Raw genomic sequence first — 16,241 nt, 5'->3', positions numbered from 1 at the left:
TTTAGGTCAGTTGTAACCGTCTCTTCGGCATAAAAAAAGAGGAAAACAACCCAACCAGCGCCGAAATGAGCAGGTCCGACACTGCCTCCATCATCACGGATTTCGGTTTTGGACATGCCAAAACACCGGTTTGTGGTCGCTTTTTCTTAAACCGGCACAGTCTTTTCAGATTTTGAACGATGGCCGTGAGCACCGCCTGCTCTTGCATGCAGTCCAATCCACGGCTCCGTGCGCGGCCCAGGCCATGCGCGACTTTGCTTTCGGCAAACACATGCTCGCACCGCGTCCGCAACTTTTGCAGATGACGGTAAGAACCCATAAGCTGAATTCGTTTGGCTTTGTTTCGAATTTGGATTTCCCGGATTTTGGCCAGCCGTTTGCGTTGTTTCTCCGGATCGTTCGTTTGACGTTTCCAAGCAGGTACATCTTCCAGTGTCAGGTTGCGAAGCGAAACCAGGGGAACAATCCCTTGCTCGAACAACGCTTGCAGATAATCTGTCGTACCGTAGGCTTTATCGGCAGAAAGCGTCCGAATCCGGATTTGCGGATGGGCAAAACGGATCGCGAAGAGCTGCCGCAAGCTCGTTTCACGCTCAGCCGTTCCGGACGCGATGCTCGCTTGCGTAGACAGAATGACGCCGGATTTGATATCCGTCACATCATGCACCAAATACCGCAAATGCGCTTCCTGACCGTTGCTCTTTTTGTACAAGCGGGCATCCGGATCCGTTACGCTGCGGTGGGTCTTGTTCGAGAACGTTTTGCCATGAAAATCTTCATGCGTCGCTTCGTCTTCCAGCAGCCGCTCTTTTTGCGCGGGCGGTGCGGGCGGCTGTCGGTCATCATCGGAATCATGGGCGACACCACCGGTCTCTTCATCTTGCCGGGCCATGCGAGCCAAATAGTCTTCAATCGACTCCACCGGGGCCAGGGTGATTTCTTTCAAGCTGTGAATGGATGCGTTGGCCCGTACCTGGGTGCCGTCGACGCCGACATGCACATCGGGTTGGACCAGTCCCGCGGCGATGCACTGATCGACGACATGTTTCATCAGCTTCTCAAAAACACCGTGCGTTCGCCACAATTTCCGGGTCTTCACCAAGGTCGTCCGATCCGGCAGGGACGGCCGCGATGAGTCCGGGCGCACGACGGATTCGAAATCCAGTCCGCAAAACCACAAATAGCCCGCATGCATGGGCAACAGTTGATACAATTCCCGTTCGGAATGGTTGAACAAATACGAAAGCAGCATCAGTCGAACCATCCGCTCCGGGTCAGCCGCCGGGCGGCCGGTACGTTCCGTATATAGAGGCGCCACCCAATCATGAACGATGGAAAAATCAAGCGCTTCGTTCAGTTGGCGCAGGATGTGCTTTTTCGGCACGAGTTCATCCATATCCACGAATTGGAACATCTGAGGCTGGATAGCCGATGACTTGCGGGCTTTCATACCTAATCACTCTTTCGATAGTCGTGTTACGATATTAATTCGACAAAACCGTGATAAAAGCCTGCTTACGCGGACTTTATCACCGGACTTCTAAAACAGGGCGGTAACTTGCAAGCAAACCTGATCGGCATCGTCATGTTCCCAGGCGCACTGATTGGTTCGTTGTTCGTCCCTTACATGGGAGCACTTTCTCGCAAGTACAATGGCAGGATCATTATTCTAGCTGGTCATGGTTTTATGATTCTGGGAGCACTGCTTATGGCGGTTTTGCAAGACATGCCCCTCGGCATTGGGATAGTCATGTTTATCTTTTCGCTCGGCTATACCACATTAGTATCATCCGCTGCCAATGTTGTGCCATCGACCTTGAAAAAGACGGAGATTGGTATCGGGATGGGACTCTTCACGCTTTTAAGTATTTTAGGAGGTGCATTTGGTCCTTCTATTTTAAGTCGATTTTTATCCTTCAATACTAACTTTACAATTTCCTTTATCATTGTCATAGTTATGTCAGTTATCGGCATTTTTCTAATACTCGCAACGCGAGCAGATAATTCCCAAGATGATCTGAACAGGCAGCCGGCCAATGGCTTAAAGTGAATTTAGGGATATCCCAGTGTACGTAGGAACGCTATCAAAAAGGCTTTCCCGCAGCGCAAGACCCTAATGCACCTGATCGTGAGAGGAACACGCTGGACGACAGGAAACACATCGGCAGCGTCGAGCTCGCCTTCAACGAGGAGACCGAAAAGTATTTTTAAGCTTAGCCCCTTCCGCTGAAACAATAGCGCAAGGGGCTTTTCCTTTATCCTGATAGGTCTTACCTTTCTTAATAATTCTGAGCAAAAACTTCGCCCTACTTGTGATAAGGTTCACCGCGCTGTCTGTAACGACAAGTTTTTTCACTGCTTTTCAAATAAAGCCCCCTTTCGCAAGCCATCCCGAATGAAATGCAAATTATGAAACTCCTGTTCCTTCGATTCGTCGTGCCAATTCGAAAGCAAAATAAGTCCTGGCGAATAACCGATTGGGGTAAAACACACTTACCGCTAAATTGGTTTACAAGCTGCAGATCCTCAAAAGAACCGGATCCCGCTATCCGTGTCTTTTTGGCCTTGACATGCGTTCCATGATCAAGGCTACCCTGCGCCTGCTAAAAAATCGCATCAATTGAGCCATAAGGTAATTGTTACGGCCATCGATGATATAGCTGCGTCCCTGGTCAATCCCGCGAAATCCGGCCTGTACAACCTTTTCCGGGGTCGAGAGCTTTTGGCCCGCCCCCATTTCCTCGCTGCCTACCGCATCGAAGAAACCCGTCTCGGTTGCACCAGGGCACAGTGCGAGCACGCGAACGCCTCGCCCGCGCGTTTCCGCCCATAGTGCCTCAGAGAAGGACAATACAAATGCTTTGGTAGCCCCATAAACGGCCGAATAAGCACAGGGCATGAACGCGGCCATCGATGCCACGTTAACGATGACTCCATCCTCTCGCTTCAGCATATTAGGCAGCAACCGGTGCGTAAGATCGACTAACGCAGCCGTGTTCAGCATAATCTCCTCCTGCTCGCGCTCCGGGGCTATTTCCTCGAAACGGCCGTAAGTGCCAACGCCTGCATTATTGATGAGAATATCCACGGACAAGCCCAGTTCGGAAATTTGTTCGGCCAGTTGGCGCGGGGCGTTCGCTTTGGACAAATCGCAAGCCAATGCATAAGCCTGCACGCCGTACTGGCGGTTGATTTCCCCAGCTATTGCATCCAGTTTGTCTTTGGAGCGCGCTGCCAGCACCACATGACAGCCTCGTGCCGCCAGTTCTTTGGCATACATTTTCCCTATTCCGGATGAAGCACCGGTGACTACTGCCAGCTTGTTTCGATATGCATACTTGTTCAAGATACAAAACCTCCTATCGATAGCACTTCTCTGTCGTAAATTATCTTTATCGTACTGTCGATAGTAAGAGGTTAACCACATCATGTTTATACTATTAGCGGGATTAACAGCCTCGGTACTCGTTATGGTTCTCTTTTGTGGAAACGGACATTCAGCAGAGATTATAATAATCATGTATAGAGTGCTTTAGGTCCATTTTGTTAATAGCGATTTGTATCTTCCATAAGAGTAAATAGAGGTGACCCACTTGAAAATGAATCGTTCCTCATCCACCTTGGGTGACTTCCTTAAATCGCGCAGAGAACGGTTGCAGCCTTCAGAGGCGGGGATCCAACCGTTGCCCGGACGTAGGCGCACTCCGGGACTTCGAAGAGAAGAAGTCTCTTATCTTGCCAATATAAGCGTGACTTACTATTCCTGGCTGGAGCAAGGCAAGGAGGATAATCCTTCGCCGGAAGTGCTGCTAAGTATCAGCAAAGCGCTTCAGCTTGACGAAGACGAGCAGAAGCATCTGTTCGATCTGGCCAATGTAGATGTGGCGAGCGTCGTCACATTGCCAAATAACGGTGGGCCGGATACGGGAGTTTTGCAGAAAATCGTAGATCAACTGCAATATCCTTCTTTTATCACAGACGAAGGTACGGATATTATCGCCTGGAATCGGGCGGCAGAACTGATCGTAGCCGACTTCGGCAGTCTGCCGGACAACGAACGGAATATGATGAACATTATGTTTTTAAGGCCGGATTACCGCAACAGACTGGTGAATTGGGAAGGCTTTGCCCGTTACTCTGTAGCCGTTCTGCGGGCAGGCTTCGATCTTTACAAGAACAACCCGTTATATAGGGAACGGTTTGAACGCTTGACACGGGAAAGCGTGGAGTTCGTACATTTCTGGGAGCTATATGAAATCAAACAAAAACGCGTAGCCACTGCTTTATTCCGTGTTCCTGACGCACAGGTGATGGAGTTCGAGCTCCATTCCGCGGCTGTAATCGATAATGACCCGGGACTGCACTGGTGTTTCTTTGTTCCGGTGCCCGGTTCAGGCACGGAGAAGAGATTATTGCGTTTACTTGAGCAGGACAGGCAGCTACCATAGACTGTTACTCCTGTTAGTAGAATAGACGTGCTGTGGCTAGCACCCTCCAGTTGTTTGTATGATTCAGTGGAAGACAACGATTGGAGGGTATTTAGTATGCAAACATGGTTCATTACAGGAGCGTCAGGAGGCTTGGCTTCACGTATAATTCGCCGGTTGCTTGATAGGGGGGACCGTGTAGCTGCAACGGTACGCAAGCCGGGGGTGCTGGATGATCTGCAGTCACAGTATGGCTCACAACTTTGGCAGGCTAATTTAGATCTGACAAACTCTCGGCAAATAGCTGAAGTGGTGGAACGTGCATTTTTAGAACTGGGCACGATCGATGTGTTTGTCAATAATGCAGCCTATGGCTTGTATGGCGCAGTGGAAGAAGCAAGCGACAGGCAAATTGAGCATCAGTTTATGACCAATGTGCTTGGCTCCCTGCGTGCAGCGCGTGCAGTCCTGCCCTTTTTCCGTAAGCAGGGCGGCGGTCACATGGTACAGATTTCGAGTATGGCGGGTCATTATTCTATTCCGGGTATGGGACTGTATTGCTCTTCGAAATATTCAAAATCCCGAGATTCGGACAATGTAGCTTCTTAGGAGCATCGAAAGCATCGAGAACCTCGTGGGAATCCCAAAATTCTCGAAACTCCCTGCTAGCCTGTGAAAGCGCCTCGAACTGCTCGGACCACCAAGGATCGTCGACGTGACGCGCATATCCGGCATGAAAATTAGCAACGATTCGCTTGGCATGCAGTTCCCATTGGTCTCCCTTTAGATAGCGGAAACGGGGAGAAGTAAACGTCATCCAAACCAGATTCCGCTCCCTCTCCGACATAACCGTCTTCGGTTAGATGAGTCGGAACGCAGGCATCTGTACCATCTTGCCCGTAAACAATTTCCCCTGACCGCAAAATAACCTGAAGCATATTGATCTGACCCTACCAAAAGAAAAGTTAGTGGTTTTCGTAGGCATATCCGGTTCAGGAAAAAGTTCTCTGGCTTTTGATACGATTGCAGTGGAGAGCAGTCGACAATGGCAGGCATCCTATCCTCTTTATTTGAGAAATAAAATGCCGCAATACGAGCGTCCTGCGGTAGAATCTATTCATAACCTTACCCCTTAGCGTGTATTCAAATGTAGAATTTATTTTCCGCCGATCCATATTAAAAAGCGAAGCCTGTTTAGCTTCGCTTTTTGTGTGTCCATCTTTCAATCGGTTTTACGTTTAGGCCTTGTGAGCTCAAAACTATGCCTTACCATGTCATGAAGATCATCTTCCGGAAGTTCTTCATCCAGAATCACTGTATTCCAGTGCTCTTTATTCATATGATACCCCGGCTTGACTTCCTTGAAAGCCCGCCGAAGAAAATCGGAGCGTTCGGGATCGCATTTCAGGTTAACGCAAAGATGTCCATCCCGATGGAAGATCAAGGCAAATAACTTCTTGTTCCCTTTATGGCGTATGGCCGTCCAGCCCTCTCCGAAAGGTTGATCTTCATACGAGCCTGGATAAGACAAACAGTATTCTACGAATTCCTCTATCTTCATCCCGATCTGCTCCTGTCTTTGTTGTTATTCCCGGTTCTTGTTTTGGGCATGCCATGCTGCAATCTCTTCCAATCGTTGTTTAATTTTCGCCTCCGATCCCTGTGTTGTAGGATGATAGTATTCGCGTCCGATCAAGGAATCCGGCATCGTCTGCATCATGGTTAATTTTTCTTCCGTATCATGGGCATATTGATACCCCTTACCGTAGTTCAACTCTTTCATTAGCTTCGTTGGGGCATTGCGAAGTTGCAACGGGACGGGTTCACTCATGGAATGCAGGGCATCTTTTTTCGCGGACCGATAAGCCAGATTGTTCGCCGCCTGACTTTATGGCGGGAAAAAGGCATGAATTCGCCATTCGGTGTGGCGGAGCCAAACCGAATAAACAGCCGACAATAGCCTAATCCCTTCTGTACAATGACGGTGGATTAGGCTATTGTCGATTAAAAAGGAAAATGCTCCCGAACCTTTGGCGAGGATCCCCGGGAGCATTCACTTCATCATGTCAAAAATACTTTATTTCGGCCTTTCTTGCAAGGCTTATTTACGCACATTCGGAAATCAATCTCCTGACGTCCAGCTCTGCTGTGAAAACTGCGGTCGGCTTCTCCATAAACACGGTCGTTATTGGCGAGGAATTGTGACGAAGCATGAGGTCATCCAGATCCCGATCTACCGTCGATATTGTCCTACCTGTAGAATAACAATCTCCCTCCTGCCGGAGTTCCTGATTCCATGGGCCCGGTATGCGACTTGGGTGCGAGAAGCGGCATTAAAGCGCAAGCACAAGGGATTCTCTTGGCGGCAGACGACAGAAAGCACAACAACTCCTGCCGTGCGTTATAGCCGCCGTACGTTGAAACGCTGGTGGGCAAGACATCTGCGCCGCGCAGCGGATGCAGCACTATGGGTTGCTGGGAAACTCGTAGCCCAGGGGGACGACACGGATATGCTCCACCTTTACCCCACCATGATGAACCCAACGCCAATGGATACATTGGATTGGCTGGACAAACTGTTACCCCGATTCATCCCCGCTGGCGCATCCAGACGGGGCTATTGGACGTTTCTAAATGCGAGGTTACCTGTAGCATCACGCTTATAAATCCCTTCAGCATCCACCGCCAAGGAGCAAGGCAAACGAAAATCGCCTCCAAAATTGCTTTAAAAATCGCCTGGACGGCAAGTTGCCCTCCTGATCCCACAAAATATGCGCCCTCCCTGGCTTCTAGCGTCTATGCGATACTCTCATAGACCACAGGGAGAGGAGATTTAGCATGGATGAGCAAGCAAGGCAGCAAGAAGCCAACTTCCGTTATGGCTTAATTGCATCACTGGTTAGCCGCAAATTGGATCCCGGAGAACAGATGGCGTTGATGCGCGAAATTGTAAGCCATGAGTATGAAACGTCGTCGGGACAGCGAAGGAGAATTAGTCTACGAACGCTTGAGCGATATTTAAAAGCGTATCGCGAAGGCGGATGGGAGGCGCTGTTGCCCTCCGTCCGAGCAGACAAACTCACGACCAGGGAAATCCCCGAGGATGTGCTTGCCAAAGCGATTGCCTTAAAGCAGGAGCAACCCGGCCGAAGCGTCAGGCAGATTATTGCGATTCTGGAACTGGCGGCATTCGTGGCCCCCGGCACCCTGAAAGAAAGCACGCTTAGCAAGCAGCTTCGCCGCCGCGGCGTCACGCGCAAAGCGTTACTGAATACGGGGTGGAGCCACTTTCGCCGGTTTGAAGCCACGCACCGAAATAGCATGTGGCAAGGCGATGTGCAGCATACCCTTTACCTTCCGCATCCGGACAAGCCCGGCAAGAAGGTCATGGCCTATCTGGTTATTTTCATTGACGATTACTCTCGCTTCGTTGTGCATGGCCAGTTCTATTTCGAGGAACGTGTGGCCCGGCTGGAGGATTGCCTGAAGAAGGCGATTTTAAAGAACGGAGTGCCGGAAATGATCTATGTCGATAACGGCGCCATCTATTCTTCACACCATTTTGAGCGGATTTGCGGGCGACTGGGGGCAGAGCTTAAGCATACTCGCCCCGGACGTCCTATGGGACGCGGGAAGCAAGAAAAGTTCTTCCGATTTGTCGACCAGAGCTTTGTGCCGGAGGCATACGACCTGATTGAACAAGGGAAGATCCAGACGCTTAACGATTTGAATCGATTCTTCTCGGCGTGGCTTGAGATTGCTTACCACCAGAAAGTCCACAACAGCTTTAAGCAGCGCCCAGTCGACCGATACCAAAAAGACGACCACCCGATTCGCATGTTGCCGCCGCATGAACTCATAGAAGTATTCTTGCTGGAGGAATCCCGCAAAGTGGACAAAACGGGATGCATCTCGCTGCTGGGCACGATATTCGAGGTCCAGACAGAGCTTGCCGGCTCGAAGATTCAGGTGCGATTCGATCCGCACGACCTGTCCGTCATCCAGGTGTGGAAGGACGGCCAGCGCTATGAAGACGCGAAGCCAATGAAGCTCCGCGATCCGAAAAACCGGCCGAAGCAGGATGAACCGAAGGCCGTCATGCAACCGCCGAAGACGGGCCTCAACTATGTGGAATTATTGGTGGAAGAACAGAAACGGCAGACCCGCGAAGCGCAAGGCGCTGCGCTTTCGCGAGCGATGAAAGAGGTGAATCGCTCATGATTCGTGGTTTCTTCGGGTGGGAGCGCGTTCCGTTCACCCGGGAGATTGAAACACGGCATCTGCACCGCTCCAAGCGATTCGAAGAATGTGTAGCACGGATGCAGTATATGGTGATGACTCGCTCGATTGGCTGCGTCACCGGTGAAATTGGCTGCGGCAAGTCGACAGCCGTTCGCTACTTGAAAGACCAACTGGATCCGAACAAGTACCGGTTTATCTATCTGTCGGATGCGAATCTGAAACCAAGGGACTTTTACCGTGAACTCCTCCACCACTTCGGCTTGCCGCCCAAGTTTCTGCGCAGCGAAGCCAAACGGCAATTCCAGCACCTCGTATGGGATTTGTACGAGAACCAGCAGAAGGTCGCCGTTATTGTCGTGGATGAAGCGCACCTGCTTTCAGGAGACATGCTGCAAGAAATACGCTTTTTGACGAATTTTCGTATGGACTCGATTTCGCCGCTTGCCCTGCTGCTCATTGGACAGCCGGAACTACAGGCCACGTTGCAACTGAGAATCTTCAAGCCGATTACACAGCGGATGAACGTGCGTTTTCATTTGGAAGGCTTGTCGCTCGAGGAGTGCCGCGATTACATCTCCCACCAATTGGAGGTTGCCGGAAGTACAGGGCCGGTGTTTACGACAGAAGCGATGGACGCCATATACGCGCATGCTCGGGGGATATGCCGAGAGATAAATAACGTCTGCACCGCTGCGCTTCTGGATGCAGTGCTGCGAAAAGACAAAATGATTGATACCGTCCATGTGACGAGGATCCTAGCTGAATTTAAGGAACAGTGAGGGATGACAAATATGAATGAGATACGATTTCATGGAGATACCGAGCGTTGGAACGTGTACGATGGAGAAGAGTTGCTTTGCTCGCTACGTTGTGGTGATGCCGTGATGATTCAAGTAGGAAAGCACTTCTTGCCATCCAACCTTGAGCTCGATACGGACTGGTACGTGAAGTTTGGAAATTCGAAGTTCTGGCTCCACCGACATGCCAAGTACCGCGTCCGACCGCTGTTCTAACTGCTCTTCGGAGCAGTTTTTTTACGCCGACAAACAAAGGCGAAATATAATTGTCTCCGAAACGGCGGTGAGGAAAGCAAAAAGCCACCGTCATTGGCGGTTCCGAATCTACCGTCAATTAAAGTGGCTGATGACACCAGATAAGCCGCATTCGATTTAGGGGCTAGGCTAAGATAAATGACCGCTTGCGTTAAATGCACATCGCATTCCGGCATCCCTATGAATTGACACGCCTGAAAAACCGAAACGGCGATCTCCAAAGCACGATTGTCCGCCAAACCCACATCTTCACTTGCAAACCTAACCAGCCGACGAGCGATAAACAACGGATCTTCTCCCGATTCCAACATTCGAGCTAACCAATAAATAGCCGCATTCACATCGCTGTTTCGCATGGATTTATGCAAAGCGGAAATGATATTATAGTGTTCTTCTCCGTCTTTGTCATACAATAGTGATTTTCGATGAATGATCTGAATCAGATCTTCTTTGCCGATTTTAATAGATTCACCTTGTTTTTCCCCATTTAAAACGGCCATTTCCAAAGTATTTAAGGCAACCCGGGCATCGCCATTTGAAAATTCTGCTATAGCGGAGAGTACACCATCTTCTACTTTAATCTCTTGATCCCCAAATCCGTTAGGATTCACAATTGCTCTTTCCAATAATTCAACAATATCCCCACTCGCTAAGTGGTGGAGGACAAACACTTTACTACGAGACAACAAGGCCGAGTTGACTTCAAAAGAGGGATTTTCGGTTGTTGCTCCAATTAGAATAATGCTGCCTTTTTCAACGTAGGGGAGAAAAGCGTCCTGCTGTGCCTTGTTAAATCTATGAATCTCATCGATAAATAAGATGGTTTTATTCCCTAATTGTCTGTTTTCTTCGGCTTCTTTCATCACATTTCGGATATCTTTAATCCCACTGGTTACCGCGCTAAAATCAATGAATTTGGATTTAGTTTGATTCGCTATGATCTTGGCCAAAGTCGTTTTTCCGACTCCAGGAGGTCCCCAAAAAATCATAGACGATACTTGGTCATTTGTAATCATGTCACGCAAAACTTTTCCTTCTTCCAACAAATGTTTCTGACCTACAAACTCATCTAATTGTTGCGGGCGTACTCTGTTTGCTAAAGGCCGGCTTCGATCGCTGTTGGATTCAATTAACGATCCTTGATACAAGGGAACTACCTCCCGATTCTCGAAGAATAAAAATAACCCTGAATTTCGAAAGCCCGTAAGTCCAAGATAACGTGGTGATGCAAAAGGAGTACGGGGTGTAAAAATGTGGGTATTTTCCATTCCTGTAGGATTCTTTCGCGATTTACGGATGGTTCTTCCCCCTCCCCAGTGAAGGGGCAAGTTCATTTTCCATGTAACTTTATGGATATTGATCATTCCAGCAAGGCCACTTTGGTCTCGATTCGCTTCCAGGCGTAGCGACCAGCGAAATCTTTCATCAGCTTCAATACGACGGAGCGGCCGTGCCGAATGAGCGTCGCTGCGCAATGAAAGAACTCCAAGCGAAAACGGGCGATCGTATAGCCTTGGTGAATGGGCTCGCAACAGTCGCGTTTAAATCGCTCAAATAAGTTGTAAGCGAGCAGCTTAATGAGCAAGTCCAACTCATTGGCATTGAAATCGCTCGTGGCGATACGGTCGATTGAGAAGCCGTTTTTGGCTTCCTTGATGTAGTTCTCCATGCAGCAGCGTTGGTTGTAAAACCGCCATAGATCAATCGCTTCCCATTCCAGGTTGGTCACGATGGCTTCGTATTGCCAATCGGAATCAAACACGATTCGGCCTTGGCCGTCTTCGAATACTTGCGCTTTGCGAATAACCGCTACACGACGCGCCTTGCTCCAAGATGTCGCTTTGTAGATCAAGCTGATTCCTTCGATGATCCAATCCTCGTCCACAAAGCGTGTCCAATAACGGCAAGCCTGGACTTCACTGGCGAGCCGCTGAGTCCATTTGAGCTTGCCGACGTAACCGATTCCTTGGCCTTCCCAGAGGCTATAGAATTCTTCGCCGCCGAAGCCTTTGTCGAATCGACCATACTTCACCTTGCGCTCGCCGAGAAGCTTGAAGGTTTGCTGCAGAAAGGCGGCGGCGTCAGTGGAAGAGTGGGTGTTGCCCGGCCGTAGGACCGCGTTCAGATTCAAGCGAGTTTGTCCTTCAAAGGCCAGTAACGGATGGTAGCTTTTACGTCCGGGCTTATGTGGATTCGTACCCTTGGCCGCGCCGGTCTGATCGCCGTACACTGTCTCCACCGTGGAATCCAGATCGAGAATAAGGTCAGACGGTAAACATGGTCGGATGATCTCTTGATTGAGCAGCCTCAGCTCGGTTGCCAGCTGCGGACAGGTTCGGCCCAGTCTCCCCAGTTCCTTATACAACAGGCTATGATGTGGACAACGTCCGCCAAGGAAACGGAGTAGCAGCGCGTCAGACTTCAACCGACGAAAATGGAAAATTCGCTCGCAGCCGAGCATCCAGCCGACGATGAAGTAGAGCAGAATTCGATGAACAGGGAAAATCGCATTGTGCGCTTTTCCGCCAGAGAGGTTGCGCATTGCTTCGGTCAGCTTGATTTTTTCGAGAAAGGCCAGAAAGATTTTGACGCCACCGAAGCTTGTGGCGTTTTGCAGTGAAAATTCGCTCTTGATTTTGCTGATGGCTGTGGTAGACTTCACCTAAAAGGTGCTCCTCTCTTTGGGTGATGTGTTCTCGACAAACACCATTCTACCAAAGATTTGGAGCCCTTTTTATATTTTCAGAGAGTGGAACTTTCGAAATTCAGGATAACTACATATTTTACTCTACCCCATCCGTTCGTTTCTATACTCTGAAGTTGAATCTCGCAATACGATTTTATAATATCAAAAAAAGTTGCTCTAACGTACGCTCCCGGAATTTGCTCTCCAGTTCGGATTGATCGTGAACGCCTTAGCTTGCGCTCTTTCAGCCTTTGATCCGCCGGATTCCTATAAATAAATCAAATTGACCCATAGCAATTATTGATTGTGAAAGCCATTGACTTTCCGTGAGTACCGGTGCTACCATGTTAAAATAAAACCATACAAGTAGGTTTTATTGGAATAATACGGCTTCTACCAGACAACTGGAGACCGAATCCCTTGAGGGATGAAGGTCTCCTTTTTGTTTGGGTCGGCCGGATCATGCGGATAGGAGCGAAGAGCGATGCTGGATGCGAAAGACCGGCGCCGGGAGGAGGGAAGCGCCTTCCCTGGAAAAACCTACGCGGAGGTCGTGCTCGAGCCGTCATACGAACAGGCCAAAAAGGAATTGCTGCGACCGATGATCGCCGTCAGCAAGGCGCATCTCATTATGCTCTACGAGCAGCGGCTCGTAAACGGACCGGAGGCGGCGATCATTGCGAAGGCGCTCCAGGAGCTCGATCTGGAGAAACTGGAGAACGGCCGTTACACCGGCGAATTCGAGGATCTGTTTTTCGAGGTGGAGCATGAGCTGGCACAAATAGGCGGGGAGCCGACAGGTTATCTGCATCTTGCCCGCAGCCGCAACGACATGGGGATTGCAATTTACAGGATCGTCTTGCGGAGCAAATTGCTGAGCGTCCTGAACTCCGCGCTGGAGCTGCAGCAGCGGCTTATCGCATTCGCCGAGGAACACGCGGAGACGCTGATGATCGGCTACACGCATACGCAGCAGGCACAGCCGACGACCTTGGGGCATTATATCGCGGCGGTGTCGGACTCGTTGTCCCGTGACGTCCGGCGCCTGCGGGCCGCCTATGCCAATTGCAACCGCAGCAGCCTGGGGGCGGCCGCGATGACGACGACGGGATTCGCGATCGATCGGGAGAGGACCGCAGAACTGCTTGGTTTCGACGGAACGATTGCGAATGCGTACGACGCGGTTAGCGGGGCGGATTACGTCCTCGAGATCGCCTCGTCGGCATCGCTTGCCGCCGTCAATCTCGGCCGCTTCGTCCAGGAGCTGCTGCTCTGGGGGACCCAGGAATTTGCCGTCGTCAAGGTGGCAGCGCCCTACGTCCAGATCAGCTCGATCATGCCGCAAAAACGGAATCCGGTCTCGGTCGAGCACTTGAGGTCGCTGCTTTCGAGCTGCGTCGGGGATGCGAATACGGTGCTCGCGATGGTCCATAACACGCCTTTTGGGGATATCGTGGATACGGAGGACGATCTTCAGCCCTATGCGTGGCGGACGCTTCGGACGCTGGATTCGTCTTACCGACTTCTTGCGCGAATCATCGAGACGCTTGAGGTCGACAAGGACGTTTTGCGCCGAAGGGCGGAGACGAGCTTCGCGACCGTTACGGAGCTGGCGGATACGTTGGTTCGCAAGGAGGGTCTCTCCTTCCGCACCGCTCATGCAATCGTCGCGACGCTCGTGCGAGCCGCGATCGCATCTGGTCTTTCGGTTCGGGAATTGACAGTGGAAGGACTCAACGCCGCTGCGGAGGACATCGTCGGACGATCGCTTTCACTGACGGCCGACGAGCTCAGGGAAGCGCTCGATCCGGAGCACTTCGTCCGAATCCGTTCGATCCCGGGCGGTCCGAGTCCGGATGAGCTAAGGCGGGCGCTCGCGGATCAGGAGGCGGCGCGAAAACAGGCGGAAGAGTGGACCGAAAGGGCGAATGCCGCATTGGCTTCCAAGCTCGAGATGCTGGATATTATCCTAACCGAACGGATTCGCCGTGCGAATCATCCCACAGGGGAAGCCGCCGCCAGACGGGCTTAAGGAGGAATGAACGTGTTCAGACCCGGTTTCAACGTTTTCGACATTCACGGACATTTGCCTTACAACTACCCCAAGTTGTACGACCAACACGAAAAAATTACCCGATACGCCAGCGAGCGGTCCGAACGGATGCGTCTTACCTGGGATCTTCCGTCGGAAGAGGCCGACGACGCTCAGGCGAGCCGTCCACTCGTCGAACGCTGGAAAGACGAACTCGACCGGTACGGCATCGGCGGACTCAATTTCCTGACCGGCTGGTCAAACGAAGAGCTCGCCGTGCAGATTGCGGCGATCTTCGGCAACAACGCGAGAAAGCTGCTTCGTCTGGAGCCGTCCATTCCCCAATCCGAAACCGAATCCAAGGAGATCGTCCGATCATGATCATGAATATCAAACCATTCAAACCGCTATCCATACTTGCAGCCGCAGCCTTGCTGCTCGCCGCCTGCGGCGGGGGCAACACCGGCAACTCCGGATCCGCGTCGTCGCGGGAGCAAGCGGATCCGCTTCTCCGTCCGCTTCCGCGGTATCCGAAAGCGGTGTGCAGAAGAAAGTAACGATCGAGTACTGGCAGTACGAATATCCGGCCAAGGTAACGCTCATGGACGAACTGATCAAGCAATTCCAGGAGCAGAACCCGAACATTACGGTCAAGCAGACGAACTTTCCGTACGATCAATACAACGAAAAGGTCGCGACCCTCGTTCCTGCGGGCAAAGGCCCGGACGTCATCAACCTGTACTACGGCTGGCTTCCGAAGTACGTCTCGTCCGGTTTCCTGCAGCCGTTGCCCGAATCCGCCTTTCCGGCGGCGGAAATCGAAAACCGGTATTACCCTCTCGTGGAGGCTGCAAAGATCGACGGCTCCTACTGGGCCATCCCGACTGCCGTTCGGACATTGGCTTTGTTTTACAACAAGGATTTGTTCGCCAAGGCGAATATTGTCGAGCCGCCCGCGACGTGGGAAGAGCTGGTCAAGGACGCCGTGAAGCTGACGGAAAAGGACGCCAACGGACAATTCGTTGTCGAAGGCTTCGCTTGGGAACCGGGGGCGCAGCTTCACCACTGGTACCGCGACGGGTTGCTGCTTCAGGCCGGGGGACAGGACTTAAGTGAAGACCGCCGCAAGGTACTGTGGGCAGACACGCCGGCCGGTCTGGAGGCGTTTCAATACCTGCTTGACTTCGCGATCAAGCACAAGGTCGGCACCACCGGCATCTTCACCGACGACGCCACCGCCTTCAAGACGGGACATGCGGCCATCAATATAGACGGCTCTTTCCGGCTCGGCTCCTTGAAGGCGGACGCTCCGGACCTGAATTACGACATTGCCCCGCTGCCATCGTACAAGAGCAAGTCCGCCCCGTCCTCGTTCTGGGCGAACGCGATTCCAGCAGACGTCACCGGCGCGAAGCTGGAAGCCGCGGTCAAATTCCTGCAGTTCCTGACGAGCAAGGAAGTCCAGGAACAATGGGTGGAGAGGGTCGGCGAGCTGCCCGCTCAGAAGGAGGTTGCCGCGCAGGACAAATATTTAAAGGACGAGAAGCTCGGACCGTTCATCAGCCAGTTGGACTACAGCAAGGCCCACTTTTTCATCGACGAGACGGGAGAGCGAACGCTGTTCGTCGACGCGACGAACGAGGTGCGGCTCAATAACGTGCCCGTCGAAACGGCGTTCAAGGACCTCGTCGCCAAGACGCAGAAGCTTTACGACGATTACTGGGCAAAGGCCGACAAGAAGTAATCGGGTCGACGGGCGCCGGTTTATGCCCGGCGCCCGCTTGCCCATGAAGGAGGACGGA

18 protein-coding genes are annotated in these 16,241 nt (G+C 51.5%); 11 read left to right on the top strand and 7 right to left on the bottom strand.

All coding sequences use genetic code 11. The annotated features are described in order from the left end of the window. Position 1: 1 nt before the first annotated feature. Positions 2–1,450: a transposase gene (locus JW799_RS15780; protein ID WP_205428726.1), complete on the bottom strand. Its 1,449-nt coding sequence runs from the start codon at positions 1,448–1,450 to the stop codon at positions 2–4. A 108-nt stretch (positions 1,451–1,558) separates the two neighbouring features. Here JW799_RS15780 and JW799_RS15775 point away from each other — a divergent pair, with 108 nt between their 5' ends. Continuing rightward, positions 1,559–2,050, top strand: coding sequence for an MFS transporter (locus JW799_RS15775; protein WP_205430600.1), 492 nt, complete (start codon positions 1,559–1,561; stop codon positions 2,048–2,050). Between the two features lie 495 nt (positions 2,051–2,545). Here the strand turns inward: JW799_RS15775 and JW799_RS15770 are convergent, their stop codons facing one another. After that, on the bottom strand, positions 2,546–3,346 hold the full coding sequence (locus tag JW799_RS15770; RefSeq protein ID WP_205430599.1) for an SDR family NAD(P)-dependent oxidoreductase: 801 nt from the start codon (positions 3,344–3,346) through the stop codon (positions 2,546–2,548). Positions 3,347–3,599: 253 nt separating this feature from the next. On the opposite strand from JW799_RS15770, the gene JW799_RS15765 reads away from it, so the two are divergent. After that, positions 3,600–4,448, top strand: coding sequence for a helix-turn-helix domain-containing protein (locus JW799_RS15765; RefSeq protein ID WP_240353690.1), 849 nt, complete (start codon positions 3,600–3,602; stop codon positions 4,446–4,448). 96 nt (positions 4,449–4,544) lie between these two features. Continuing rightward, entirely contained in the window at positions 4,545–5,036 is a 492-nt protein-coding gene (locus JW799_RS15760) for an SDR family NAD(P)-dependent oxidoreductase (protein WP_240353305.1), read from the top strand. Here the strand turns inward: JW799_RS15760 and JW799_RS15755 are convergent. The 3 genes from JW799_RS15755 to JW799_RS15745 form a co-directional block, all read right to left on the bottom strand. Next, complete coding sequence (locus tag JW799_RS15755; RefSeq protein ID WP_240353304.1) at positions 4,963–5,244, bottom strand: MmyB family transcriptional regulator; 282 nt, start codon at positions 5,242–5,244, stop codon at positions 4,963–4,965. The genes JW799_RS15760 and JW799_RS15755 overlap by 74 nt on opposite strands. 405 nt (positions 5,245–5,649) lie before the next feature. Further along, positions 5,650–5,988 carry an MmcQ/YjbR family DNA-binding protein gene (locus tag JW799_RS15750; protein WP_205430596.1) on the bottom strand — a complete coding sequence of 113 codons (339 nt, stop codon included), beginning with the start codon at positions 5,986–5,988 and terminating at the stop codon, positions 5,650–5,652. Positions 5,989–6,012: 24 nt separating this feature from the next. Then, positions 6,013–6,297: an AAA family ATPase gene (locus JW799_RS15745; protein ID WP_275901526.1), complete on the bottom strand. Its 285-nt coding sequence runs from the start codon at positions 6,295–6,297 to the stop codon at positions 6,013–6,015. A gap of 193 nt (positions 6,298–6,490) precedes the next feature. On the opposite strand from JW799_RS15745, the gene JW799_RS30180 reads away from it, so the two are divergent. From JW799_RS30180 to JW799_RS30175, 4 genes are all read left to right on the top strand, one after another. After that, positions 6,491–7,093, top strand: a complete 603-nt coding sequence (locus JW799_RS30180) for a DUF6431 domain-containing protein (RefSeq protein ID WP_420830679.1) — start codon at positions 6,491–6,493, stop codon at positions 7,091–7,093. A 172-nt stretch (positions 7,094–7,265) separates the two neighbouring features. Then, the gene (locus JW799_RS15740; protein WP_080832306.1) at positions 7,266–8,648 is read left to right on the top strand and encodes a DDE-type integrase/transposase/recombinase; all 1,383 of its coding nucleotides are present in this window, start codon (positions 7,266–7,268) and stop codon (positions 8,646–8,648) included. Further along, positions 8,645–9,448, top strand: coding sequence for an ExeA family protein (locus tag JW799_RS15735; protein ID WP_080832318.1), 804 nt, complete (start codon positions 8,645–8,647; stop codon positions 9,446–9,448). The genes JW799_RS15740 and JW799_RS15735 overlap by 4 nt, the downstream gene beginning before the upstream one ends. 3 nt (positions 9,449–9,451) lie before the next feature. Then, entirely contained in the window at positions 9,452–9,682 is a 231-nt protein-coding gene (locus tag JW799_RS30175; RefSeq protein ID WP_080832308.1) for a DUF5348 domain-containing protein, read from the top strand. On the opposite strand, the gene JW799_RS15725 is transcribed toward JW799_RS30175, so the two are convergent. Next, entirely contained in the window at positions 9,679–10,869 is a 1,191-nt protein-coding gene (locus JW799_RS15725; RefSeq protein ID WP_205433006.1) for a replication-associated recombination protein A, read from the bottom strand. The genes JW799_RS30175 and JW799_RS15725 overlap by 4 nt on opposite strands. 212 nt (positions 10,870–11,081) lie before the next feature. Further along, a complete protein-coding gene (locus tag JW799_RS15720) occupies positions 11,082–12,383 on the bottom strand; it encodes an IS1380 family transposase (protein WP_205429816.1) in 1,302 nt (433 codons plus the stop codon). Positions 12,384–12,891: 508 nt separating this feature from the next. Between JW799_RS15720 and argH the strand changes: the two genes are divergently transcribed. From argH to JW799_RS15705, 4 genes are read left to right on the top strand one after another with little or no spacing between them, the layout of a single operon-like run. Beyond that, positions 12,892–14,439: an argininosuccinate lyase gene (gene argH, locus JW799_RS15715; protein WP_205430594.1), complete on the top strand. Its 1,548-nt coding sequence runs from the start codon at positions 12,892–12,894 to the stop codon at positions 14,437–14,439. 12 nt (positions 14,440–14,451) lie between these two features. Then, positions 14,452–14,820: a hypothetical protein gene (locus JW799_RS15710; RefSeq protein ID WP_205430593.1), complete on the top strand. Its 369-nt coding sequence runs from the start codon at positions 14,452–14,454 to the stop codon at positions 14,818–14,820. After that, positions 14,817–14,996: a hypothetical protein gene (locus tag JW799_RS28735; protein WP_240353302.1), complete on the top strand. Its 180-nt coding sequence runs from the start codon at positions 14,817–14,819 to the stop codon at positions 14,994–14,996. The genes JW799_RS15710 and JW799_RS28735 overlap by 4 nt, the downstream gene beginning before the upstream one ends. Then, a complete protein-coding gene (locus JW799_RS15705; protein WP_338026274.1) occupies positions 14,981–16,183 on the top strand; it encodes an extracellular solute-binding protein in 1,203 nt (400 codons plus the stop codon). The genes JW799_RS28735 and JW799_RS15705 overlap by 16 nt, the downstream gene beginning before the upstream one ends. The last annotated feature ends 58 nt before the right edge of the window (positions 16,184–16,241 follow it).

This window comes from Cohnella algarum (genome assembly GCF_016937515.1).
GTDB classification, from domain to species: domain Bacteria; phylum Bacillota; class Bacilli; order Paenibacillales; family Paenibacillaceae; genus Cohnella; species Cohnella algarum.
The sequence above is the reverse complement of the archived record's forward strand: the minus strand, read 5'-3'. Positions and strand labels throughout refer to the sequence as shown.

Coding starts and splice junctions, on each gene's coding strand:
- JW799_RS15780 (WP_205428726.1), bottom strand. CDS start 1,450: ATGAAAGCCCGCAAGTCATCGGCTATCCAGCCTCAGATGTTCCAATTC.
- JW799_RS15765 (WP_240353690.1), top strand. CDS start 3,600: ATGAATCGTTCCTCATCCACCTTGGGTGACTTCCTTAAATCGCGCAGA.
- JW799_RS15760 (WP_240353305.1), top strand. CDS start 4,545: ATGCAAACATGGTTCATTACAGGAGCGTCAGGAGGCTTGGCTTCACGT.
- JW799_RS15755 (WP_240353304.1), bottom strand. CDS start 5,244: ATGACGTTTACTTCTCCCCGTTTCCGCTATCTAAAGGGAGACCAATGG.
- JW799_RS15750 (WP_205430596.1), bottom strand. CDS start 5,988: ATGAAGATAGAGGAATTCGTAGAATACTGTTTGTCTTATCCAGGCTCG.
- JW799_RS30180 (WP_420830679.1), top strand. CDS start 6,491: ATGTCAAAAATACTTTATTTCGGCCTTTCTTGCAAGGCTTATTTACGC.
- JW799_RS15740 (WP_080832306.1), top strand. CDS start 7,266: ATGGATGAGCAAGCAAGGCAGCAAGAAGCCAACTTCCGTTATGGCTTA.
- JW799_RS15735 (WP_080832318.1), top strand. CDS start 8,645: ATGATTCGTGGTTTCTTCGGGTGGGAGCGCGTTCCGTTCACCCGGGAG.
- JW799_RS30175 (WP_080832308.1), top strand. CDS start 9,452: ATGACAAATATGAATGAGATACGATTTCATGGAGATACCGAGCGTTGG.
- argH (WP_205430594.1), top strand. CDS start 12,892: ATGCTGGATGCGAAAGACCGGCGCCGGGAGGAGGGAAGCGCCTTCCCT.
- JW799_RS28735 (WP_240353302.1), top strand. CDS start 14,817: ATGATCATGAATATCAAACCATTCAAACCGCTATCCATACTTGCAGCC.